This is a genomic window from Spirosoma humi (assembly GCF_054776575.1).
Map to the genome: position 1 here is coordinate 1,064,198 of NZ_BAAHBR010000015.1, position 23,849 is coordinate 1,088,046.

Consider the following 23,849-nt stretch of genomic DNA (forward strand, 5'->3'; position numbering starts at 1 on the left):
CGAGTGAAAAAGAAAACTATTTTTATCTATTGCCAACTCATTCCGTTCACTTAATAACCCGTATGCTAACCAAGTTAGCGTTTAAACTAACTCAAAATTATTACTCTTGACCAATGGAAGTAACCCTTGATTCCTCTACTCAGCAACGCGTTGACCAGTGGCTTAGTGGCAATTACGACGCTAATTCCAAAGAAGCCATTCAGCACCTGATCGACTCCGGCAATATCGCTGAGCTAACTGACTCGTTCTACCGGGACCTTGAATTTGGCACCGGCGGCCTGCGGGGCGTTTTGGGCGTAGGTTCGAATCGCATGAACCGCTACACGGTGGGAGCCGCTACACAGGGGCTGTCCAATTACATCAATGCGGCCTTTCCCGGCGAAGACATCAGTGTCGCCATTGCGCACGATAGCCGTCGGATGAGTCCGGAGTTCGCTCGTTTGGTGGCCGATATTTTTTCGGCAAACGGCATCAAAGTATACTTGTTCAGCAGCCTGCGCCCCACGCCCGAACTCTCCTTTGCTATCCGCCAATTGGGCTGCCAAAGCGGCATTGTCGTTACGGCCTCGCACAACCCGCCCGAATACAATGGGTACAAAGTGTACTGGAATGACGGCGGTCAGGTAGTAGCCCCCCACGACAAAGGCATCATTGCGGAGGTGAACAAGATCACCTCCGTCGATGATATCAAGTTTGAGGGTGTGCCGGAGAAGATCCACCTGATTGACGAAGAAATCGATGCGCCCTATGTGGAGCGGGTTAAATCGAATGCTGTTAACCCGGATGTCATCAAGCGGCAGGCCAACCTGAATATCGTTTACACACCTATTCACGGAACAGGAATTACCCTGGTACCCCGTGTACTCGACGCGCTGGGTTTCAACAATGTTCACATTGTGGAAGAGCAGGCTACGCCGGATGGTAACTTCCCGACGGTAAAATCGCCGAATCCTGAAGAACGGGCAGCCATGCAACTGGCCCTTGATCTGGCCAACAAACTAAACGCCGACTTGATTATGGCCACCGATCCCGACGCCGACCGTGTTGGGGCTGGGGCCCGCAATCATCATGGTGAATTTGAGTTGCTCAACGGCAACCAGATGGCCAGCCTGATTATTTATTACCTGCTCAATGCCTGGAAAGATGCGGGCAAACTGACTGGTAAGGAATTTGTAGCCAAGACCATCGTCACCACCGACCTCATCGACAAGATGTGCGCCCGGTACGGAGTAAACTGCTACAATACACTAACCGGTTTCAAATACATTGCCGAGGTAATCCGGGAGCTGGAAGGGAAAGAACAGTTTATCGGCGGGGGCGAAGAAAGCTACGGCTATCTAATCGGCGATTTCGTGCGCGACAAAGATGCCATCGCGTCCTGCGCTATTATTGCCGAGCTAACTGCTTATGCCAAAGATCAGGGCAAGAGCCTGTTCGACATGCTGATGGCGATGTATCAGGAAAATGGCTTTTACTATGAAGCATTGGTATCGCTGACAAAAAAGGGCCGGGAAGGCGCCGAGGCCATTCAACAGATGATGGCCGGTTTCCGGGCCAATCCGCCCAAATCAATTGCCGGATCGACGGTGGTTCGGGTGGACGATTACAAAGCCCTCACACGGCTGGATCCACAAAGTGGACAGACATCGGCCATCGAAGCGGGCAAGATGGGTATTGAGTCGTCAAACGTATTGCAGTTCTTCACGGAAGACGGCACCAAGGTGTCGGCTCGCCCATCGGGAACGGAACCCAAGATTAAGTTCTACGTCAGCGTAGTCGAGCCACTCGCCAGCAAAGAAGCCTTCGACGATACGTACGCTCAACTGAAAGCCAAAGTACAACGCGTTATCGACGAGTTGCAATTAACCTAATAATTGCTCGAAATCGGCATTCCTGGGTACCCCATTTACGTTTACATTGCGAAAAGATCCGTTGATCATAATCAGCGGATCTTTTTCATTATGGGTCATTTATGGCCATTGATCGCATGCTGGAACACACCCGACACGACCTCTGGGCCTCGTTTCATTAATGCCTGTAATCATAGAAAACACTGCTGTCATCATTGTACCTTTCCGCTCCCGGCCTCAGAAAGCGCACTCAATAAAGTCAGTGGGCTAACAAATCGGGAGTCAAGTTATCCCAGGCAGCGAAAATGGACAATCTAAAATCATATCTTTGCGGTTTATAGTTGAACCGCCTATGATGCTGCACCTTGACCATCTGGATGAACTGGATACCCTTGCCCGCCAACTACTGGCCAATGGCAGAGAGCAATCGGTCTGGCTATTTGAAGGCGATATGGGCGCGGGTAAAACAACGCTGATCAAGGCAATCTGCCGAACGTTGGGGGTTGTTAGTCTGGTGCAAAGTCCAACCTTTTCGATCGTCAATGAGTACACGACGCATGAGGGCCATTCGGTTTATCACTTCGATTGTTACCGGCTCCGAAATGAAGCCGAAGCCTTGGACATTGGACTGGAAGAGTACATGGATTCGGGTAATTATTGCTTCATCGAGTGGCCCGAGCGCATCACATCGCTATGGCCTGCCACTTATTACCAGGTTCACATTTCGGCAAAATCAGATGGCCGTAGACTAATCGAATCAAAATTGGTTGAATAGGTTATTGCCAAGCGATTTGCGGTATTCTGTTCATGCTAGCGCCGTTGGGTTCTACATAGCCCATCGCAACGAGTAGTTTAACACTGAATGCCGTAAACGAAAAACCGAGTACCCTAAAACTACAAACGCTTATAAAGTGACTGGATTTGAGGAATTGGCCAAACAAACGGCCTTATACCCGAAAGAATCTCCGCTGGCCGTGAAGACCAATCGGAACAGCCTGCTCATTGGTCTGCCTAAAGAAGTATCGCTTCAGGAAAACCGAATCGCCTTAACCCCCGAAGCCGTGGCAATTCTGGTGCGAAACGGGCATAACGTGATCGTTGAACAGGGCGCGGGGGAGAAAGCTAACTTCTCAGATACCGAATACAGCGAAGCCGGTGCTCAGATCGCCCGTTCACCCAAAGAAGTCTACGAAGCAAACCTGATTCTTAAAGTCGAGCCCCTGGTCGATGCCGAGTTTGAGCATGTTCAATCGGGCAGTACGGTTATTTCAGCCGTAAACTTACCGACTCATGACCGGGCTTATTTCGAGAAAATCAATAGCAAGAACCTAACCTCGTTTGGTTACGAATATATTGAAGATCAGGGCGGTAACTTACCCGTAATCCGTTCGATGAGTGAAATTGCGGGCAGTACCGTGATGCTTATCGCCGGAGAATACCTGAGCAATGCCGACAATGGCCGGGGCATTATTCTCGGCGGCATAACGGGGGTGCCACCCACCAAAGTAGTGATGCTCGGTGCCGGAACGGTTACCGAATATGCTACGCGTACGGCCATCGGCATGGGTGCCGATGTGAAAGTATTCGACAAGCATCTGTACAAACTGCAGCGACTCAAGTATGCCGTTGGGCATCACATTTACACCTCCATTATCGACTCCGATACCCTGGCCGAAGCCATCCAGCGGGCCGATGTCGTGATTGGTGCTATGCGGGCCGACGATGCTTTCAGCCCGGTCGTTGTAACCGAAGAAATGGTTGGACGAATGAAACCCGATTCGGTTATCATCGACGTGTCGATTGACCAGGGCGGCAATTTCGAAACCTCCCGCATGACAACCCATAAGCAGCCTACCTTCAAACACATGGGTGTCATTCATTACTGCGTACCCAACATAGCCGCGCGCGTTGCCTACACGGCCAGCATGGCGCTGAGTAATATTTTTCTCCCCTTTCTACTCGAAACGGGCACCACGGGCGGCATCGAACAGATGATGTATGCGAACCGTTGGTTTATGAAAGGTGTTTATAGTCATAAGGGAACGCTCACCAACGCCTATATCGCCCGCAAGTTCAACATGCGGTTTAAAGATCTGGACCTCTTGCTGGCTGCCCGATTTTAACCTTTCTTCTGATGATCAACCATAGCAACGAAAATACCCTGCTCGACGACGCGAACTCTTACGACGTCAACAAAGAACTCATGGGCATTATCTCGTCGGATTTCGTGAAGGTGGCCGACCAGCTAAAGGAGGCTTCTTATCAAATCCGGAAACGCGGCTTTTCAGAATTCCCCATTTTTGTGGCGTCACGTCGTGATGTGCCCATCGGTCAGATTCTGCTTGCCGCCAACGAGCTGGAAAATATCTGGAACTATAAAGCATCGTTCGTCGACGAGTTTATTCAACGTGAACTCATCAGTAACGAGTCGCTCGAACTCTGGAAAGAGAACTACAAAAAGCCTGATGAATACTGCTGCCTGTTTGTTGTTCACGGCGATTTTGCGGGCTTTGTTTACATTCCTTATCCAGAAGATTAGCCCCGTCTTTTCTGAAATTTCCTGCCAGGCCGGATCGTACTGATCCGGCTTTTGTTTTAGTAACCACTTTCTATTGCTGACACGCAATGAAAGGATTGATTTAGCTACGTTTCTACGCCAGCCTGAAGCGTTGAGGTACCGTAAGGAATCTTTCCCATTTGTCGATCGCAATGATACTTTTTCCAGAAATGGTTTAGCGACCGACAGCCCGTTAAAGGTCACCATTTCTGGGCTGAACAGATGATAGAGCTTTTGGCAAAAAAGAGACTTAAAAGGGCATAAAAACCAGCTCAGAGCCCTTAACTACTGTCGACATTATGGCGCTGAGTATTTTTTTATAGATTCAGCTAATCTTATAGGATACGGGTAGGAAAAAAACAAAAAAATTTGTATTTTTACAATCTGTTAGACCCATACAATCAGGCCCTTTTTAGGCCAGAAACAACATAATTCTGACACGCTCCCATTCTGATATGACCAACGAACTTATTGAAGCAGACGCCCCCATTGAAACTGCGTTAGGCAACTATGGCGCCGATAATATCCAGGTATTGGAAGGACTGGAAGCCGTACGCAAACGTCCATCCATGTACATTGGCGACGTTGGTACACGTGGTCTCCATCACCTTATCTGGGAGGTTGTCGATAATTCCATCGATGAAGCGTTGGCAGGTTACTGCGATAAGATTACGGTAACGATCAATCCCGATAATTCGATTACCGTGCAGGATAACGGCCGGGGTATCCCGACGGGCATCAACTCCAAGATGGGCGTTTCGGCCCTTCAGATGGCGATGACCATGCTGCACGCTGGCGGTAAATTTGATAAAGATACCTATAAAGTCTCGGGTGGTCTGCACGGCGTTGGGGTCTCCTGCGTAAACGCGCTGTCAACCGACCTACGCGTGGAAGTCCACCGTGAGGGCAAAATTTTTGAACAGGAATACAAAATCGGCATTCCGCTGTATGACGTTCGGATCATCGGCGATGCTGAAGACACCGGCACCCGCACACACTTCAAGCCCGACGGCAGCATCTTTACCGATACTGTTTACAAGTACGATACCATTGCCGGACGTCTGCGTGAGTTAGCTTATCTGAACAAAGGCATTCACGTTTTCCTGAACGATTTACGGGAACTGGACGAAAACGGCCAGCCCTTGCGTCAGGACGATTTCTTTTCGGAAGGTGGCCTGGTGGAGTTTGTCGAATACCTCGATCAAACCCGGCCTTCTCTGGATGGCATGAAACCCATCTACATGGAAAATATTAAGGGATCGACACCCGTTCAGGTCGCTCTGGTGTACAACTATGAGGCTGGTGAAAATGTCCTTTCCTACGTCAACAACATCAATACCCACGAAGGAGGCACGCACGTGCAGGGCTTTCGCTCTGCGTTGACCCGTGTTTTGAAAAACTACGCCGATAAGAATCCGGGAGTATTGCCTAAAAACTCGGGTAAGGTAGCCTTCAGTGGGGAGGATTTTCGCAAAGGTCTCACCGCCGTAATTTCGGTAAAAGTCGGCGAACCGCAGTTTGAAGGCCAAACCAAAACGAAACTGGGTAACCAGGAAGTGGTGAGCGCAGTGAGCCAGGCCATGGCTGATATGCTGGAAACCTGGCTGGAGGAAAATCCTAAAACAGCCCAGGGGATCGTCAAGAAAGTCCTGGTCTCAGCCCAGGCGCGCATCGCGGCCGATCTGGCCTACAAGCGCATCATGACTGAGCGCAAGGACTTCATGGGCGGCATGGGTCTTCCCGGCAAACTTGCCGACTGCTCCGATACCGATCCTGAAAAATGTGAACTGTATCTGGTTGAGGGTGACTCGGCGGGCGGAACGGCCAAGCAGGGGCGCAATCGGGCGTTTCAGGCCATTCTTCCCCTTCGTGGTAAGATCCTGAACGTGGAGAAAGCTATGGAGCACCGGATCTACGAAAACGAAGAGATCAAGAATATCTGGACTGCCCTCGGTGTACGCCTTGAAAAGAAAGATGATGAGACCATAATGAACCTGGATAAACTCCGGTATCACAAAATCATCATCATGACCGATGCCGACGTGGATGGCAGTCACATCCGTACGCTGATTCTAACGCTCTTTTATCGCAATATGAAAGCGCTGATCGACAACGGATACATTTACATTGCGCAACCTCCGCTTTACCTCATCAAAAAAGGGAAAGAGGAACGCTATTGCTGGACAGAAGCACAGCGCGAAGCTGCGGTGAAAGAGTTGGCCGGTGGCGGTAAGGAAGAGAGCGTAGGGGTTCAGCGCTACAAAGGTCTGGGCGAAATGAACGCCGAACAACTCTGGAGTACCACCATGAACCCCGACAGCCGAACCCTGAAAGTCGTCACGGTTGAGTCGGCGGCCGATGCGGATCACGTCTTCTCAACCCTAATGGGCGATGAAGTGGCCCCAAGGCGTGAATTTATTGAACGAAATGCAAAATACGCCCGAGTGGATGTTTAACCGAAAAATAACATAAAGCGGGCTTTTTAGTCCGCTTTTTTGTTGTACTTCAACCTTTCAAACGAGTATGCGTTATTCCCTCAACTCAAACCGCACCATATTGGGTAACCTGGTTTCCCGTTTTACGAACCGGCCGGCCAATGCGCCTGCCCAGGGAACAGATAAGCTGGCGAAGGTTAGCGAAAAAGTTATCAACGTCATTGACCAGAGCGACTATTTAAGCCGTGACTTGAGCTGGCTTAAATTTAATGAGCGTGTACTGGATCAGGCGCGCACAGTGCAGTCTCCGCTGAAGAACCGCACGCTCATGGAACGACTCAAGTTCCTGGCCATCTCGGCGTCAAACCTTGACGAGTTCTTTATGATTCGTGTGGGGAGTTTGTATAACTACCTCGACTATCATAAGCAACGGGTCGACTATTCAGGATTGCGCGAAGTACCCTTCCGGAAAGCTTTATACACAACGGCGCATCAGTTTTTTCAGGAGCAACAGGCTGTTTTTTCCGAGCAACTACTTCCCCTTTTTGCCGAAAACGGACTGCAACTCGTTACCTACGCCAGCATGGCACCTGAAGAGCAGGAAGAAGCGACGAACTACTTCGATCGGGCCATCTACCCAACGTTGACCCCCATGTTGTATGACTACACGCATACCTTCCCGGTCCTGTTGGCTAAGGTTCTCATTTTTGGTGTGGTTACCCAAAATCCTGACGAAGCAGAAGTAAAAAGCCTGCGGGCCGAAGATGAGGATGACCGCCAGCGTTTATCCTTTGTCCAGATTCCGGCTAACCTGCCTAGATTTATTTCGTTCGAGCGCGAAGACACCATCGTTTTCATACCCATTGAAGAAATCGTTCGGCAGAACATTAAAAAGCTGTATAGAAACGTCGAAATTCAATCGGTCAACCTGTTCCGCATCACGCGGAATGGTGACTTTACACTTGATGAGAATGACGACGATGAGGTCGATTTCATTGATGAAGTTCGGCAGAAGATCAAAAATCGGCGTCTGGGTCGCGTAACACGGGTTGAAATTGAAACCAAAGGCAGTGGAGCCGACAGCCAGTCGTCGGTAGGTTCGCCCTGGATGCTGAATCTGCTCAAGAAGCGGTGGGAAATTGATGACTTAAACATTTTCGAATCCCATACCCTGCTCGACTTTTCGTCTTTGTGGCAGATCATTGGCAACCCGGAATTTAAGGATGGCATGCCCGTTCCGCATGCACCCGTACCTCCGCTGGGAGTAGGACGCGATAAGACCGAAGACATCTTTGAGTTGATCAAACAGCGTGATCTGTTACTGCACCATCCCTACAACAATTTTGAACCGGTGCTGCAACTGCTGGAACAATCGGCTGAAGATCCGAATGTGCTGGCCATCAAAATTACCGTTTACCGGCTGGCCAAACGGTCCCGCATTACGGAGGCTCTGTTGAAAGCGGCCGAAAACGGCAAGCACGTATCGGTTCTGTTTGAGGTGAAGGCCCGTTTTGATGAGGAGAATAACATTCGGGAAGCCCAGCGATTACAGAAAGCAGGGTGCTTCGTTATCTACGGCATTAGCCGGTTCAAAACCCATACCAAGCTGTTGCTGGTTGTTCGCAATGAAGGGAGCCGCGTGGTGCGCTATGCCCACATGGCTACGGGTAACTACAATGAAGACACGTCGAAACTATACACGGATATTGGCCTGCTGACAACCAACGAGACGTACACGCATGACATTTCGGAGTTTTTCAATGTAATCACTGGTCATTCGGTTCCCAATCAATATCAATACCTGATAACGGCCCCACGTGACATGCGTGAACAGTTGCTTCGACTAATCCGGGTTGAAGCGGATAACGCCCAGCGCGGTTTACTGAGCGGCATTTGCATCAAGGTCAACTCCCTGGAAGACAAGCAGGTTATCGACGAGTTGTACAAGGCGTCGCAGGCGGGTGTCCCCATCCGGCTGATCGTCCGCAGCATCTGTTGCCTGCGTCCTCACCGGGACGGTTTAAGTGAGAACATTACGGTTCGTTCTATTGTCGGTGATTTCCTTGAGCACACGCGCATCTACTATTTCCATAACAACGGCGATCCAAAAGTATATGGCGGTAGCGCCGATGTGATGGTACGTAGTTTTGATCGACGTATTGAGTCGTTGTTCATTTTGGCCGATAAACGGGTAAAGCAGCAGGCTATCCTTATTTTGAAAGATAACCTGCGCGACAATGTCAATGCGTACGAGTTGAAGGAAGACGGTGATTTCAAGAAATGCGAAGTACCCGAAGGTGCCGAGCCGTTCAACATGCATCAGCGCTTCTTTGAAGTAACGGAAAAAGAAGCGATGGAAGCCCGACTGTTTGATCCCGAGATCAAACCAGCCGATGTGGCCCAGATTGAGGAAGAATACCAGGAGGGTGCCGAACGGGCCATTGCAAACATTTAGTAGACGGCTGTCGACAGTTACGCTTTGACGCCGTCGGATGCATACTAATTGACAACTTAACCGTCTGATTTAGCGAATATTCTTCGCTGGATCAGACGGTTTTCGTTTGGGGTCCTTTTTCAGAGGCACCTGGCATCCCTTCTTTTTGTATATTCGCCAACGTAACTGCAATTGTATCTTCACTGAATGGAGCGTTTTACTGGCCTCATAGGCATTGTTTTAATTCTGGGCATTGCTTATGCCCTTTCTGATAACCGGAAAGCAATCAATTATCGTACAGTCGGTGTTGGGCTTCTTCTTCAATTCAGTTTAGCCGTTTTCGTCCTGAAAACGGATATCGGACGCAATATTTTTCAGGGACTTGGCTACTACGTTGACCGGCTTTTACAAAAAGCTAATAAAGGCGCTGAATTTGTGTTTTCATCCCTGGTACGGCCTGATGAACTCTCAAAGGCTTTTGGCCCGCAGAACAGCTTCATTTTCTTCTTCAAAGTTATTCCAACCATCATTTTTGTGGCCGTACTGGTCAATATCTTCTACCATTTGGGTATTATGCAACGGGTCGTTGCTGTAATGGCGAAGGCGATGAAGTGGCTCATGGGCGTAAGCGGTGCTGAAGCTCTGTCCAATGTAGCCAGTACGTTTGTGGGTCAGGTTGAAGCGCAGATTATGATTAAGCCCTACCTGAACGGCATGACGAACTCTGAATTGCTGGCCAGTATGACCGGCTCGTTTGCCTGTATTGCAGGTGGTGTTCTGGCGGTATATATCTCACTTGGTGTTCCGGCCCCGTATTTGTTAGCGGCCAGCATCATGGCGGCACCGGGTGCCCTGGTCATCAGTAAAATTGTCATGCCCGAAACGCAGGTTTCAGAAACGCAGGGAACGGTTAAAGTCGAGATCAAGAAAATATACGCCAATTTGCTCGATGCCATTGCGGCTGGTGCCAGCGAAGGGCTTAAAGTAGGCTTTAATGTCATTGCCATGCTTATTGGTTTTATCGCGCTTATTGCCCTGATCGACAGTATTATGTTCCGGCTGGGCTATTATGTTTTCAGCATCGACTACCTAAGCATCAACTATCTCCTGGGTAAACTCTTTTCGCTTTTTGCATGGGCAATGGGCGTACCGGGTAAAGATATTGAAGCTGCCGGTGCGCTGATGGGGACCAAAATGGTGGTCAACGAGTTTGTGGCTTATCTGGACCTGGTAAAAATCAAGAACACGCTCGACCCTAAAACCATCGCTATTGTCAGCTTTGCGTTGTGCGGCTTTGCCAATTTTAGCTCCATTGCCATTCAGGTAGGTGGGATTGGCGAGCTGGCCCCCAAACGGCGCAGCGATCTGGCCCGAATCGGCTTCAAGGCGCTCATTTGCGGAACGCTGGCCAGTTACATGTCAGCGACGATTGCCGGTCTGCTCCTGTAACCCCGGCTACCGTGACAAACGGCTGGTAGCCATACGAATAGAATTACCATAAAATAAGCCCGATCATCCTACACTTGGTGATCGGGCTTATTTTATGCCGGGCTATTTTTTCTTTCCATTATTCAATAATACCTTCGATTTATCTGTTTTTGCGCAAATACCGTTAACTACCTATGATTCAGACAAAATTAATCCCGCGTACTGCCGAAGCACACGAACCACCCATGCTGATTAAAACGATGCTGGCGCAGTCGCTCAAGTATGAGCCTCAGCGCGAAATCGTTTATCGGGACTTGTTTCGGATAAACTATATCCAGTTTAACCAGCGGGTCCGGCAACTGGCAAACGTGCTGATAGATCTGGGCATTCAAGCAGGCGATATGGTTGCGGTATTTGATTGGGACAGCCATCGATACCTTGAATGTTTCTTTGGTGTTACCAGTCTCGGCGCTATTCTCCACACAGTCAACGTTCGGTTGTCGCCTGCACAGATTTTATACACGATGAATCATGCCAAGGATAAGATTGTGCTGATTCACGAGGATTTTCTGCCAATCTTAGCGGCTATAAAAGATCAGTTGACAACGGTTGAAACATTCGTTGTCCTGAGTGACAACGTTTATGTCAACAAGACTGAAACAACATCGCTAAAGGAAATACCGGCCGGTTTCTCGGGTGAGTATGAGGCCTTGCTAAAAGGCGCTTCGGACCAGTACGAGTTTCCGGATTTTGACGAAAATACCTGGGCTACTTCGTTCTACACAACGGGTACAACCGGAAATCCAAAAGGGGTTTACTTCTCCCATCGGCAATTGTTCATGCATACCATGGGTTTACTGACCTATATTATCGGCTACGAGGCTATGCCGTTCAAGGGTTCTACAGACGTATACATGCCCATAACACCGATGTTCCATGTGCATGCGTGGGGGTTTCCTTTTTTGGCAACTATGATGTCGGCCAAGCAGGTGTATCCGGGCCGCTATGATCCCGAACTACTGCTTAAACTCCTCATTACGGAAGGGGTTACCTTATCCCACTGTGTACCAACGATCCTCAATATGCTTGTCAACAGTCCGGCGGCACTAAAATTCCGCGATAATCTTAGCCGCTGGAAAGTGTTGATTGGCGGCTCTGCGCTGACGAGAGGGTTGGCAATTGCTGCAACAAATCTGGGAATTACGGTTATGTCCGGTTACGGGATGTCAGAAACGGCTCCAGTAATGGCGATCGGCTACCTGAATGAGGAGGAGAAAGGGCTATCGGCTGATGAGCAAATTGAACTTCGAACACGGGCCGGACGTATTTCGCCTTTTATTGAGATGCGTCTTATGGACGACAATGGAAACTTTGTTCCTCACGATGGCCATTCCCTTGGCGAAATCGTCGCGCGCGGTCCCTGGCTTACCCAAGGGTATTATGAGGATCCTGAGCGGGGCACTGACCTCTGGAAAGGTGGCTGGCTGCATACAGGTGATGTTGCCAGTATTACTGCGGACTATTGGGTCATTATTTCTGACCGGACCAAAGACGTTATCAAAACGGGGGGCGAATGGGTATCCTCTCTGGATATGGAAGATGTTTTGTCGCAGGTTGAGGGTGTGGCCGAATCAGCCGTTGTTGGGCTGCCCGATGATCGTTGGGGCGAGCGCCCTCATGCGCTCATTATCCAAAAACCGGGTTACACATTAACTGCTGCCGGTATAAAAGCAGAGTTACAAGCCAAAGTAGAGCGGGGGGAGCTACACAAATGGTATGTGCCCGACCGAATTTTGTTTGTATCAGAAATTCCGAAGACAAGCGTCGGTAAGATTGATAAGAAGAAGATTCGAAGCGAAATGAAAGAATTGATTCTTGCTGCCTAAGACACCTACTTCAGTATGACGCGAATAGGGCTATTGTCAGACACCCATAGCTACCTCGATCCACAGATTTTCACCCACTTCGAATCCTGCGATGAAATATGGCATGCGGGTGATGTAGGACTTCTGGCGGTTGCTGAACAACTACGGGCGTTCCGCCCCTTACGGGTTGTGAGCGGCAACATTGACAAGGTATCATCCGACTTACCCGCCAATCAGCGCTTTACACTCGAAGGACTGGATATCTGGATAACGCATATCGGCGGTACGCCACCCTCCTACAACCCAACAACACGACCTGCACTGACAGCCACTCCCCCCGACATATTTGTTTGTGGCCACTCCCACATTCTTAAGGTCGTACGGGATCCCACAAAAAACAATTTGCTATTCATTAATCCCGGCGCGGCTGGCAAAACTGGTTTCCACAAAATACGAACGGTGATCCGGTTCTCGCTTGATGCAGATAAGATTCTCGATATGCAGGTCATTGAGCTAGGTAAAAAATGACATAAAAAAAGGCGCTTCATTGAAGCGCCTTTTTTTATGTCATTCGAATTATATCGGTAACGATTCTGGCTCGGTTTCAGCCGGTTTAGAATCTAAACCAATTTCTTCCTTCACCTCTTCAGCTACCCCTTTGTTCTTGTAAGCCTGGTAAACCGTTTCCCGTTCGAACGGACGATTGCCAATCAGACGTACCAGATCATTTTGATACAAAATCTCTTTCTCAAGCAATTCCTTAGCCAGAATTTCCAGGGCATCCCGGTGTTCACTCAACAGGTTCTTCGTCCGATCGTATGCCGCACTGATGATTTTACGAACTTCTTCATCAATATGCTTAGCCGTCTCTTCGGAATAAGGCTTGTTGAAGTTGTAATCCGACTGTTTGGAATCGTAGAACGATACATTCCCGATTTTGTCGTTCATGCCATACATAGTCACCATGCTGTACGCTAACTTGGTGATTCGTTCCAGATCGCTCAGAGCGCCCGTCGATACCTTACCAAAGATAAGGTCTTCAGCAGCCCGGCCGCCCAAGGCCATACCCATCTCGTCCATAAGTTGTTCGGTACGATACAGATACTGTTCACGCGGCAGATACTGCGCATAGCCAAGAGCAGCTACCCCACGCGGCACAATCGACACTTTCACGAGCGGATCGGCATGTTCGAGATACCAGCCAGCTACGGCGTGACCTGCTTCATGGTAAGCAACAATTTCCTTTTCTTCCGGCGAAATGATTTTATTTTTCTTTTCCAGGCCACCGATCACACGATCCATCGCATCCTGAAAATCTTTCATATCGACCGACTCTTTGTCGCTACGGGCAGCGATTAAGGCAGCTTCATTACAAACGTTGGCGATTTCTGCTCCGGCAAAACCGGGTGTTTGGGCAGCCAGTTCTTTGGGCTCAACATCGGCTGACAATTTTATCGGCTTCAGGTGAACCCGGAAGATCGCTTCCCGACCAATAATATCCGGCTTATCAATGCTGATCTGACGGTCGAAACGGCCCGGACGCTGCAAGGCAGGATCCAATACATCAGGACGGTTTGTAGCAGCCAGGATAATGATCCCGGAATCAGTTGCAAATCCATCCATTTCGACCAATAAAGAGTTCAGTGTATTTTCACGTTCGTCGTTGGCACCGGGCATAGAGCCACGGCCTCGTGAACGACCAACCGCATCGATCTCGTCGATAAAGATGATACAGGGGGCTTTTTCTTTCGCCTGTTTGAACAAGTCACGTACCCGAGCGGCACCCACCCCAACAAACATTTCTACGAAATCAGACCCTGATAGTGAGAAGAATGGAACCCCTGCTTCGCCGGCTACGGCTTTGGCTAACAACGTCTTACCTGTACCCGGAGGGCCAATTAAAAGGGCTCCTTTAGGAATCTTCGCTCCGAGTTTGGTAAACTTGGTTGGATTTTTCAGGTAATCGACGATTTCCTTAATTTCTTCCTTGGCTTCATCCAGCCCGGCAACGTCGTTGAACGTAATCTTTACCTTATTGTCAGCATCAAACAACGCAGCCTTCGACTTGCCAATATTAAAGATCTGACCACCCGGACCACCGGCTCCCGACATACGTCCGAGTAGGAAGTACATCGCCAGAATCATCACAATGAGGAAACCCCATGTGCTAATAATACTGCCAAAATCGCTTCGTGTTTCGAATTTGAGGTCGATCTTCTCATTGTCAGGCATGCCCTGCTGCAACAAGTCCAAATCTTTCTTGAACGTTTCGCCGGATGCGATTTGAAATTGAAAATGTGGTCCCTGGTTATTGCCAAAATATGGTTTCTCAGCAAAGAGATTTCGGTATTTAGGGCTTTGGGCGGCCTGTTGCGTGAGTGTTACTTCGGCTATCTTGTCATTGACAACAATGGCTTCAGCAACCTCGTGGTCTTTAACCATACGCTCAAATCGCTTTTGCGTGATGTCGCGCGTAGCTGAACTTCGGTTAAAGAATGTAATGCCAAGAATGGCGGCAATCAGCAATGCAACAATCCAGCCCTGAAAGTTGGGCTTACGTGGCCCACCACGGGGTACTAACGGATTTTTATTATTTTCTGCCATTTCCTCAGGTTGTACTAACGGATTTCAAGGGTAACACCGTTTCGCGAATGATTGTTTCTACTACGAAATGGTTAGGACGAACGGTCTGTCAGCCCCATAAGCGGCCCAAAATGAGCCTGTTCACGATTACTATATTCAAAAGCAGCTGCGTCACAATTTCACCATAAAACACTAAAAATCAATATCTTACCAGCAAAATGCTTACAAACTGATTTTAAGACGCCACGGCAAAATCGTTATCTTCGATTACATGAATCTCGGCATCTCCCCAAAGCTGTTCAAGGTCGTAGAATGAGCGCCGATCTTTCTTGAAAACGTGAACAACTACGTCAACATAATCAAGCAAAATCCACTCTCGGTTCAATTTACCTTCCTTATGCCAGGGGTCTTGCTTGCTGGCTTTATAGACTTCTTCCTCTACGGAAGTCGATATAGCGTCAATCTGTGTGTCGGAGGTACCCGAGCAAAGAACGAAATAATCGCAAATAGCATTCTTAACTTTTCGCAGGTCCATCACGACAATATCTTGTCCTTTTTTTTCCTGCATGCCCCGAACAACAAAGTCACGTATCTGCTCGGCGGTAAATTCACTGTTTTTGTTAATTCTCATGCTTTCGGTTTAACATTGCACGATAAGCTAATCAGCGGGTGCATTGCCTATGGGTGTTTAGAAGCCCGCAGCACCATACATCAACTCTCTACTACTAAACTATACAATATTTTGTACAAAATCTATCCCAAAACGCTTTTTATTGGACAAATAATCCAATATCTGCCAAGCTGTCAGTCAACTAACGACGAAGCGGCTGCTTTGATTGCCCAATCGGCCCCAAATGAAGGACTACTTGTCATAACCGACAATCAAATGGCGGGTCGTGGACAACGTGGCAATCAATGGGAAGCAAAGCCTGGCGAAAACCTAACCTTCTCGCTGATTCTGAGCCCTTCCTTCTTAATGGCAACAGATCAATTCTGGCTCAATATGGCCATCTCACTGGGTATCTACGACGCGCTACAACCTTTGATCGGTCACTCATTACGCATAAAATGGCCCAATGATATTTACGTCGATGATCAGAAACTCGGCGGGATCTTGATTGAAAATACCTTGCATGGTTACAATATTGCCTGGTCGGTCGTGGGTATAGGGCTAAACGTAAATCAGACAGAATTCGGCTACGCAACGGCTACGTCGTTACAATGTCAGGCTCCCCTGCCAAATGCTTACGATTTATCCGGTCTGCTCAACCGGCTTTGTGAGACGCTGGAACAACGATACCTACAATTACTTTCCGGCCAGCGCCATACGCTCAAAACAGACTATTTACAGATTTTATACCGATACCAGGAAGAGCACACCTTTGAAAGCGAAGGTCGTTATTTCAGGGGGACAATTTGTGGTATAGACCCCAGCGGACGGCTAGCCATCAGCGTTGATGGCGAGGTGAAGCATTTCGGATTTAAAGAAGTAAGCTTCCTGATAGGCGAAAGAATGAAGGAGTGAAAGAGTGAACAGGCTCCATCCACTCTTTCACTGGTTGGTTATTTGAGCGCTTCCTCAACCGGGTTACCGATGCAGCCACTGGGTTCGAGCAGGCTAAGCAACGCGGTGATCGTTGGCGCAATGTCGTGAACGTGGGTTCGGCGGAGCGTCTGGCCTGGCTTGATACCCCAGCCATACAGTAAAAATGGCACGTGTGTGTCGTAAGCGTATGTTGTGCCGTGGGTTGTGCCCTTGTTGCGGCCTTCGAGCCAGCCGGGTTGTTGCATCACATAGAAATCGCCACTTCGGTTTGGATGATACACGTTCCGAAACAGATTTTCCTGCAAGCTTGGTATTGCTTCAGCACCCAGGTTATGCAAATTCACGACGTTCACAACCGCTTTTTGTTTGAGCAATACGGTTCGCAGCAACTCGTATACATCCTGCATGGCAATTTTTTTCTCCGTCATCAAGGCATGGTTGAGGTAGACCTGCTGGTTGAAGTACGACAGCATCCATTGACCGGGCCCGTACGCTTTTTCGAGTGTGGATTTTACGACCTCACCAATTTCACCATAACTGCGCACCCCTGCCGGAATCCGATTCTGCTGCAGGAAGCCCGGCGCGTCGACAACACCGTGGTCAGCGGACAAAAAAGCTACCCATTGTCCTTTCCCCACACTAGCATCCAACTGATTGAATAACTCAGCCAATTGCTGATCAAGCCGAATGTATTGGTCTTCCGTTTCAATGGCGTGTGTACCAAAGGCGTGACCAATGTAGTCGGGCGACGAGAAACTTACGCACAGCATATCCGTAATGCCTCGCTGCCCCAGTTGTTCATTTTTCAGGGCAGCCAGTGCAAACTCCTTCGTAATCTGATCACCATAAGGGCTTGTACGCAATGGCTCATATTTGCTTCCACCCGCCTGAATGGCAAATGTATGCGGGAAAACAGATTTGGTCTCCCCGGCTAGAATTGTCTCGTAAGGCTCATCGTCAATCGTACTTTCAGTGTATTTGTCCATTGGCAGGGAGGCTTCCCACTTCTGGCTTATGAACTGATCGGGCAGTTTACGGGCATTGAACTCCTGCACCCATTTGGGCAGTTCTTTCTGGTAAAATGTGCTACTGATAAAGTTACCATCTTTAGAATCGAACCAGTAGGCGGCATTGGCAGCATGGCCAGCCGGTAAAATAGCTCCTCTGTCTTTCAGGGCAATGCCAATAACCTTAGCTCGTCCGTCGGTAGCTAGTTTGAGTTGGTCACCGATGGTGGTTACCAGCAGGTTCCGGGGCGACATTTTACCAGCGACGCCCGTGTTGCCAACCGTACTAACCGTTGTATCTTCGGCGCAGTACATTAACCGACCAATGTTGCGTTCGTAAAAGTCGTTACCAACGATACCGTTCAGCGCCGGAGCCGATCCGGTATAAATAGCCGCATGACCAGGGCCCGTATACGTTGCGGCATAATGATAATGATTGTTGCGGGCGTTGAAACCGCCATCCATCATTCGGCGAAATCCACCCGCGCCAAATTTGTCGTAATAGCGGTACAAGTAATCATACCGCATCTGATCCACGACAATGCCGACAACTAATTTGGGCCTGGCCAACGTTTGGGTAGCTGCACTCGATTTAGCCGTTGTTACCGTGTTTTTCTTGGATTGAGCGAAGGACGCCGTGGTGAATACAGACACCACCAGAATTGAAATAAATAGGCGCATAAAGCCGGTTTCTGTTGTATGATTCAGGACTTACGGCAAATGTACAAACAAATTGACGGGTCAGCGAACTAACTAAATGAAGCGTGTGTAAAGTCATTTTGATCAAGACAAAGTTTTCTTGCTCATTATTGATAATAAGGAGACTATTTTTCTAACATTGCTGCCCGGCTCTGGTTGACTAACTAACAAATCGCTTCATCATTTCTATGATTGTTATTAACAGCCCGGCTACGTTTTGGCTAACAGCCTTCCTTTTCTTTGTCGCTGTTTTCGGGCGATACGTGCTGTTTTCGCTGGGTTTCTGGTGGCTATTCAAGGTATCTCTGAAAGACCAGTTTGCCCACCGGGCCGTACAAACGCGGCCGAGAAAGGCGGGGCAGGATTGGCGGGAAATCGGCTGGTCGGCCGTTACGTCGCTGATCTTTACAGGTATTGCCGTGGCTGTTATTCTGGCTTATCAAAACGGCTATACGGCCATTTATACGGACATAAACAGCTACCCATTGATCTGGTACCCGGCCAGTATCGTCATCGTGCTGTTCATTCACGAAACTTACTATTATTGGCTTCATCGCTGGATGCATCGCCCGGGCGTGTATCGATGGGTACACAAAACGCACCACGACAGTATTACGACTTCCCCCTGGACAGCCTTTTCGTTTCATCCGATCGAGAGCACATTGCAAGCCATCATCATACCAGCCCTGACATTCGTGTTGCCTCTGCATATTTCGGCGGTAGGTCTGATTTTGATGATTATGACGCTGTCAAGCGTCATTAATCACCTGAACACGGAAGTTTACCCCCATGATTTTGATCGGCATTGGCTGGGGCGCTGGCTAATTGGCGCTACGCACCACAGCCTCCATCACGCGCAGTTTCGCTTTAACTACGGTCTGTATTTCACGTTCTGGGACAAGTGGATGCGGACCGAGAGCCCGGATTTTCACCGGCTGTTTGGGGAGAAAACACAGAAGCAAGTGAAGAATGCAGAATAGCTAATTGATTAGTCTACATTCTTCACTTGCTTCGGTCAATCGTGTACTGAACTAACTGATGCAGCGATTGCCGGTAAGGAGAGTCGGGGAACACATTCAGCAGCGTTTGCGCTTCGGCAACGTACTGGTTCATCGCTTCGGTGGCGTATTCGATACCACCCGAGTTTTTGACGAAAGCGATTACCTCATTTACTTTTTTAGGCTTTTCGCTTTCATTCTTGATAATGTTAATGATCCGGCGCTTTTCCAGAAAACCACTTTTATTCAGCGCATAGATTAATGGAAGCGTCATTTTCTTCTCCTTAATGTCGATGCCCAACGGCTTCCCTACTTCGGCGGTCCCATAATCGAACAAATCATCCTTGATCTGAAAGGCAATCCCTACTTTTTCGCCGAAGTTATGTGCCTGCTCAACGAGTGCCTTGTCGGCCCCGACGGAACGCGCTCCCACGGCGCAGCAAGCCGCAATGAGCGAAGCCGTTTTCTGACGGATTATCTCGTAATAAATATCTTCGGTGATGTCTAATCGGCGGGCTTTGTAAAGCTGCAGTAACTCCCCTTCGCTTAATTCGCGAACGGCGGTTGAGACAATCCGGAGCAGGTCGAAATCGTTGTTATCCACGGAAAGCAACAAGCCACGGGAGAGCAGGTAATCGCCAACCAGCACCGCCACTTTGTTTTTCCACAGCGCATTGATGGAAAAAAATCCACGCCGGTAATTGGACTCATCGACCACATCGTCGTGAACAAGGGTGGCGGTATGCAGCAGTTCGATCAGTGAGGCACCCCGGTAGGTAGCTTCCGAAATGGGGCCGCAAACCCCTGCCATCAGGAAGACAAACATGGGACGCAACTGCTTGCCTTTCCGCTTCACGATATAATTCATGATTTGGTCCAGCAGCATAACATCGCTTTTCATTTGCCCCTTAAATTTCTGCTCAAACAATTCCATTTCAGCAGCAATCGGGGCTTGTATATCGGCGACGGTAAGAGGCATTGGTTCAGTTATGAGTGAGCGGCATTCAGGTAACAGCTTTCAATCCAGGATAGTTACCAATTGGCCAACGAAGCAGCACGAACATCCATTTGCTGGCATAAACGGTGCTGGCCCCTATTTTACGGCAAGTATAGTAAGGAAAGCCCAGACGCGGAAAAAGCCGTTCAGAAAACCAGGTATCCCTTTAGTAACTGTTACCTTACCCATTCGTTTTGTTTATTAAGCGAAAAGCATCAACTTTCCGCTCGTGTATGCGCCTAACATAACCTGCTATACTGCTGTATGATCGATAATCCAACTCCTCCCCTTCCCCATAAGGCAGCCATATCAGCCCCTACAGTTGTCCCCCAACGCGCTCTGGTACTTGGCGGAGGATCGCTGAAAGGGGCTTTTCAGGTTGGAGCGGTTATGGCCCTGTTCGAATCGGGGTTTGTTCCCGATCAACTCTACGGTATTTCGGTGGGGAGCCTCAATGCCACCTTTATTGCCAATGAAGCCGCCCGGCAGCACACCGAAACAGGCCAGGTTGACTGGGTAAAAGTGGGCAAATACTTGATCGAGTTCTGGATTAGAAACGTTACCAAACCCGCCGATGTTGCGGTTATCCGATCTCGTTTCCGGATGGGCTACAATACCATCATGAGTCGTTTTGATGGCTTACTGGACAACTCCCCTATTCAGACTCTGATTCGCAATCATGTGGATGTGGAAGCGATCAAGACAGGACCGGTAAAAATTAAAGTTGGTGCCGTTGATATTATTCAGGGCGACATGTTCTATGCCGATGCCCACGACCCTAACTTTCTGGACTTTGTGTATGCCAGTAGTTCACTGCCTTTTCTAATGCCTGCCGTACAGATCGGGGGCGACCATCGACGCGCTTTTCTGGATGGCGGTCTTCGGGAAGTGGCCCCTCTGCGCGTGGCTATCGAGGATCGTGCCACCGACATTGCCTGCGTAGCCTGCCATGCCAAAAAGATTTATAATGAGAAGTTTAACTACCGGAACCTGTTGAACCTGATGGACCGGGTGAAGGATATTACCGTCAACCAATTGGTCAACAACGACATTGCCTGGGCCGAACGATTTGCCAATCGGGAACATCTCAATGGCCGAGATCTGAACCTGATGATCGTCCGACCTACTGAGCCACTCTACCTCAACCTGATGAAATTCACCTCCGACGACATTGGCCGCATGATCGTTCAGGGCTACCAGGCTGGCACCGAAACGCTGAAACAAAAGCGTCTGAGCACGAACCCGACAACGTTACCCTGATTTTAGCGCGACCGGTAAGGTCCTTCAATAGTTTTTACCGTGTAGAATTCTGTGGTATCATCCAAAACCAGTACGTGGTATGATTCGCCACCGGGCTTAACCCGGATGACCACATGACCCGATTGACTTTTTAGCTTCGGCAGCCAATCGCCGATACCGGCTTTTGCTTCGTCAAGCAGATTCGTGGCGAATACATCGCGTGGACCGGTATAGATCTGTTCAGAAAAGAGACGCTCCAGAACATCGCGCCCCGGATGGGAAGATGCCCAGGCAGGAATAATAAAAACACGCGGCCGTAAACTGGCTACCAGCGCACCATTCTGCGAATCGGCATACCCATGATGGTCTACGAGTTGGACATCTACCGGCCTAACTACCCTGGCAATCGGCGTTTCTACGTCATGCCAGGCAGGTGCGCCAAACTGAAGAACGCCCTGAATATCACCGCCCGAAAAGTAGTCGAAGGCGCCATATCGGATCTGAAAGGCAATGCTACACATATTTTCGTTTGGGTAATCAGCGGCTTTTAAAGCGGTTAAATCGGGGAAAAGCGTTTGCGTAGCCGTTCCCTTTCCCGTCCATAGTTCTCCATTGACGGCTATATTCCTGACCTCCACCGCGTACTTTTCAGGGTGTGAAAGGAGGGTTACCTGATCGTTTCGTCCGGCTTTGAATGGTTCGACAACCATTCCTTTGTGCTGCACTTGCCAGGCCAGAAACCGACGATAATTGGCGACCATCGAATCTGTATCCTGAGAACGCGGGTAAGAATAAGTAGGCCAGCCACGGTCCAGAAGCTTGCGAATAGGCACATGGTCGCCTACCTCCGTTATGCCCGTCAGCACATATCCGCCCGCTCCCCGCTTCGTCCTGTTTAAGGGTGACCCCATATGATCGTCGTGGAAATGCGTAACGATCGCGTAGTCGATGGCTGGCTCATTTTGGAAACGTAATACATTCCGCACATACCGGGCAATCCATTCCCCCGCCTGCCGGGTAGCGTTGGGCTTGACTGGATTATTTCGTGGTTTGTTCGTTCGCCAATCTATTGGATTAATTCCTCCGGCATCCACCAGCAAACTGGTGCCATCGGGAAACACGATAAAGCTGGCGTTGCCCTGCCCCGTATTAATCTGATGAATATCGAGGTAACCGGATTGCCAGACAGAGAGCGGTTTTCCCACTTGCTGGGCTAAGCCCGTTATCGTAATGAACAGAGCAACGATGAGTGATACGAGTCGGGCGAATGGCATTCGGAATAAACGATTAAAATAAACCGGACACTTCCAGTGGGCGATCTGTTGTAATAATGTCACCGCCCTGCTTCACAACATCGCGGTAGGCAGCAGCTGCTTCCTGCAGAGGCTTTTCATCCGGCTGGCCCGGACCGTATGTGCCAACAGACGCCAAAACACCGAGTTTGTGCAGCCGTTCGTAAAAAGAAACCGGCTGCAGCTTCTGTGGCGTCAGAGCAATCAAACGTCCGGCAGCTAATGAACTGCTTTCGAGCCGCTCCAAACCAGCCATATCATTCACCCCAACAGCCAGCCAAAGCGATGGATACCGATCGCGAACCTTCTGGGCCTCGGCCATCGAATAGCAGATGACAAAAACAGAATGCACAGCTTTATATTTTTCAACTTCCGCCATCACCAGCAACGGGTCCGTGCCGGGTTTCACATCCAGCGCCAGCATATACCGGTTTTTGTTCCAGTTGAGTACGTCCGTAAAGGTTGGTATCGACTGATCGGTTAGCTTCCCATCCAGGGTTTTGAGCTTAACGGGCTTAAGCTCAGCCAGTGTTTTTTCTGCTACGGGTCCGGTAGCGTCCGATTCCCGATCCAAAGTAGGATCGTGTAATAAAACAAAGCCACCGTCGCTCGTCAGGCGAACGTCCAGTTCAATAATAGCATTGGGTAATGCTTTGGCGGTCTTACCGAAGGTAGTAATTGAGTTCTCCGTATCGGCCAATCCTGGCCCACCCCGATGCGCCAAAATGAGCGGCTGCTTACGGGTCGCGTTGTACTTGAAATAGGCATCAACGGTCTGGCTATCGTGAAACCGGTTCTGCGTTTGTGCTACTCCCGCATACGCCAGCAGGAAAGCTAATAAAAAGAGGTAGGTTGTTTTCATAAAAAATCCGTCAAAAAAAATCCCCCGTCACAAGCGTTGTGCGGGGGATTTACAGGC

The 23,849-nt window shown here is 49.3% G+C and carries 18 protein-coding genes; 12 read left to right on the forward strand and 6 right to left on the reverse strand.

The features are described 5' to 3' along the window. Positions 1-113: 113 nt before the first annotated feature. From ACYU8Y_RS20765 to ACYU8Y_RS20805, 9 genes are all read left to right on the forward strand, one after another. Positions 114-1,871 (forward strand): phospho-sugar mutase, encoded by a 1,758-nt coding sequence (locus ACYU8Y_RS20765; RefSeq protein WP_460940006.1) that lies wholly within the window; start codon positions 114-116, stop codon positions 1,869-1,871. Between the two features lie 331 nt (positions 1,872-2,202). After that, entirely contained in the window at positions 2,203-2,625 is a 423-nt protein-coding gene (gene tsaE, locus ACYU8Y_RS20770; protein ID WP_460940007.1) for a tRNA (adenosine(37)-N6)-threonylcarbamoyltransferase complex ATPase subunit type 1 TsaE, read from the forward strand. 136 nt (positions 2,626-2,761) lie between these two features. Further along, on the forward strand, positions 2,762-3,973 hold the full coding sequence (locus ACYU8Y_RS20775) for an alanine dehydrogenase (RefSeq protein ID WP_460940008.1): 1,212 nt from the start codon (positions 2,762-2,764) through the stop codon (positions 3,971-3,973). Between the two features lie 11 nt (positions 3,974-3,984). Then, positions 3,985-4,389, forward strand: coding sequence for a hypothetical protein (locus tag ACYU8Y_RS20780; protein ID WP_460940009.1), 405 nt, complete (start codon positions 3,985-3,987; stop codon positions 4,387-4,389). A 473-nt stretch (positions 4,390-4,862) separates the two neighbouring features. Then, the gene (gene gyrB, locus ACYU8Y_RS20785) at positions 4,863-6,863 is read left to right on the forward strand and encodes a DNA topoisomerase (ATP-hydrolyzing) subunit B (protein WP_460940010.1); all 2,001 of its coding nucleotides are present in this window, start codon (positions 4,863-4,865) and stop codon (positions 6,861-6,863) included. Positions 6,864-6,930: 67 nt separating this feature from the next. Then, a complete protein-coding gene (gene ppk1, locus ACYU8Y_RS20790; RefSeq protein ID WP_460940011.1) occupies positions 6,931-9,297 on the forward strand; it encodes a polyphosphate kinase 1 in 2,367 nt (788 codons plus the stop codon). A gap of 186 nt (positions 9,298-9,483) precedes the next feature. After that, entirely contained in the window at positions 9,484-10,725 is a 1,242-nt protein-coding gene (locus tag ACYU8Y_RS20795) for a NupC/NupG family nucleoside CNT transporter (protein WP_460940012.1), read from the forward strand. Between the two features lie 173 nt (positions 10,726-10,898). Continuing rightward, positions 10,899-12,590, forward strand: coding sequence for a fatty acid--CoA ligase (locus ACYU8Y_RS20800; RefSeq protein WP_460940013.1), 1,692 nt, complete (start codon positions 10,899-10,901; stop codon positions 12,588-12,590). 15 nt (positions 12,591-12,605) lie between these two features. Continuing rightward, a complete protein-coding gene (locus ACYU8Y_RS20805) occupies positions 12,606-13,097 on the forward strand; it encodes a metallophosphoesterase family protein (RefSeq protein WP_460940014.1) in 492 nt (163 codons plus the stop codon). A gap of 48 nt (positions 13,098-13,145) precedes the next feature. Here ACYU8Y_RS20805 and ftsH read toward each other — a convergent pair whose 3' ends face one another. Further along, positions 13,146-15,173: an ATP-dependent zinc metalloprotease FtsH gene (ftsH, locus tag ACYU8Y_RS20810; protein ID WP_460940015.1), complete on the reverse strand. Its 2,028-nt coding sequence runs from the start codon at positions 15,171-15,173 to the stop codon at positions 13,146-13,148. A gap of 214 nt (positions 15,174-15,387) precedes the next feature. Next, entirely contained in the window at positions 15,388-15,783 is a 396-nt protein-coding gene (rsfS, locus tag ACYU8Y_RS20815) for a ribosome silencing factor (protein ID WP_460940016.1), read from the reverse strand. A 111-nt stretch (positions 15,784-15,894) separates the two neighbouring features. On the opposite strand from rsfS, the gene ACYU8Y_RS20820 reads away from it, so the two are divergent. Continuing rightward, on the forward strand, positions 15,895-16,677 hold the full coding sequence (locus ACYU8Y_RS20820) for a biotin--[acetyl-CoA-carboxylase] ligase (protein ID WP_460940017.1): 783 nt from the start codon (positions 15,895-15,897) through the stop codon (positions 16,675-16,677). Between the two features lie 38 nt (positions 16,678-16,715). Here ACYU8Y_RS20820 and pafA read toward each other — a convergent pair whose 3' ends face one another. Further along, positions 16,716-18,386, reverse strand: coding sequence for an alkaline phosphatase PafA (gene pafA / locus ACYU8Y_RS20825; RefSeq protein ID WP_460940018.1), 1,671 nt, complete (start codon positions 18,384-18,386; stop codon positions 16,716-16,718). 206 nt (positions 18,387-18,592) lie between these two features. Here pafA and ACYU8Y_RS20830 point away from each other — a divergent pair, with 206 nt between their 5' ends. Then, on the forward strand, positions 18,593-19,384 hold the full coding sequence (locus ACYU8Y_RS20830; RefSeq protein WP_460940019.1) for a sterol desaturase family protein: 792 nt from the start codon (positions 18,593-18,595) through the stop codon (positions 19,382-19,384). 22 nt (positions 19,385-19,406) lie between these two features. Here the strand turns inward: ACYU8Y_RS20830 and ACYU8Y_RS20835 are convergent, their stop codons facing one another. After that, positions 19,407-20,381 carry a polyprenyl synthetase family protein gene (locus ACYU8Y_RS20835; RefSeq protein WP_460940020.1) on the reverse strand — a complete coding sequence of 325 codons (975 nt, stop codon included), beginning with the start codon at positions 20,379-20,381 and terminating at the stop codon, positions 19,407-19,409. Positions 20,382-20,663: 282 nt separating this feature from the next. On the opposite strand from ACYU8Y_RS20835, the gene ACYU8Y_RS20840 reads away from it, so the two are divergent. Further along, entirely contained in the window at positions 20,664-21,659 is a 996-nt protein-coding gene (locus tag ACYU8Y_RS20840; RefSeq protein ID WP_460940021.1) for a patatin-like phospholipase family protein, read from the forward strand. Between the two features lie 2 nt (positions 21,660-21,661). Here ACYU8Y_RS20840 and ACYU8Y_RS20845 read toward each other — a convergent pair whose 3' ends face one another. Together ACYU8Y_RS20845 and ACYU8Y_RS20850 are read right to left on the reverse strand one after the other, a co-directional pair. Further along, entirely contained in the window at positions 21,662-22,912 is a 1,251-nt protein-coding gene (locus tag ACYU8Y_RS20845) for a ComEC/Rec2 family competence protein (protein WP_460940022.1), read from the reverse strand. A gap of 13 nt (positions 22,913-22,925) precedes the next feature. Beyond that, positions 22,926-23,792 (reverse strand): glycerophosphodiester phosphodiesterase family protein, encoded by an 867-nt coding sequence (locus ACYU8Y_RS20850; protein ID WP_460940023.1) that lies wholly within the window; start codon positions 23,790-23,792, stop codon positions 22,926-22,928. Between the last annotated feature and the right edge of the window lie 57 nt (positions 23,793-23,849).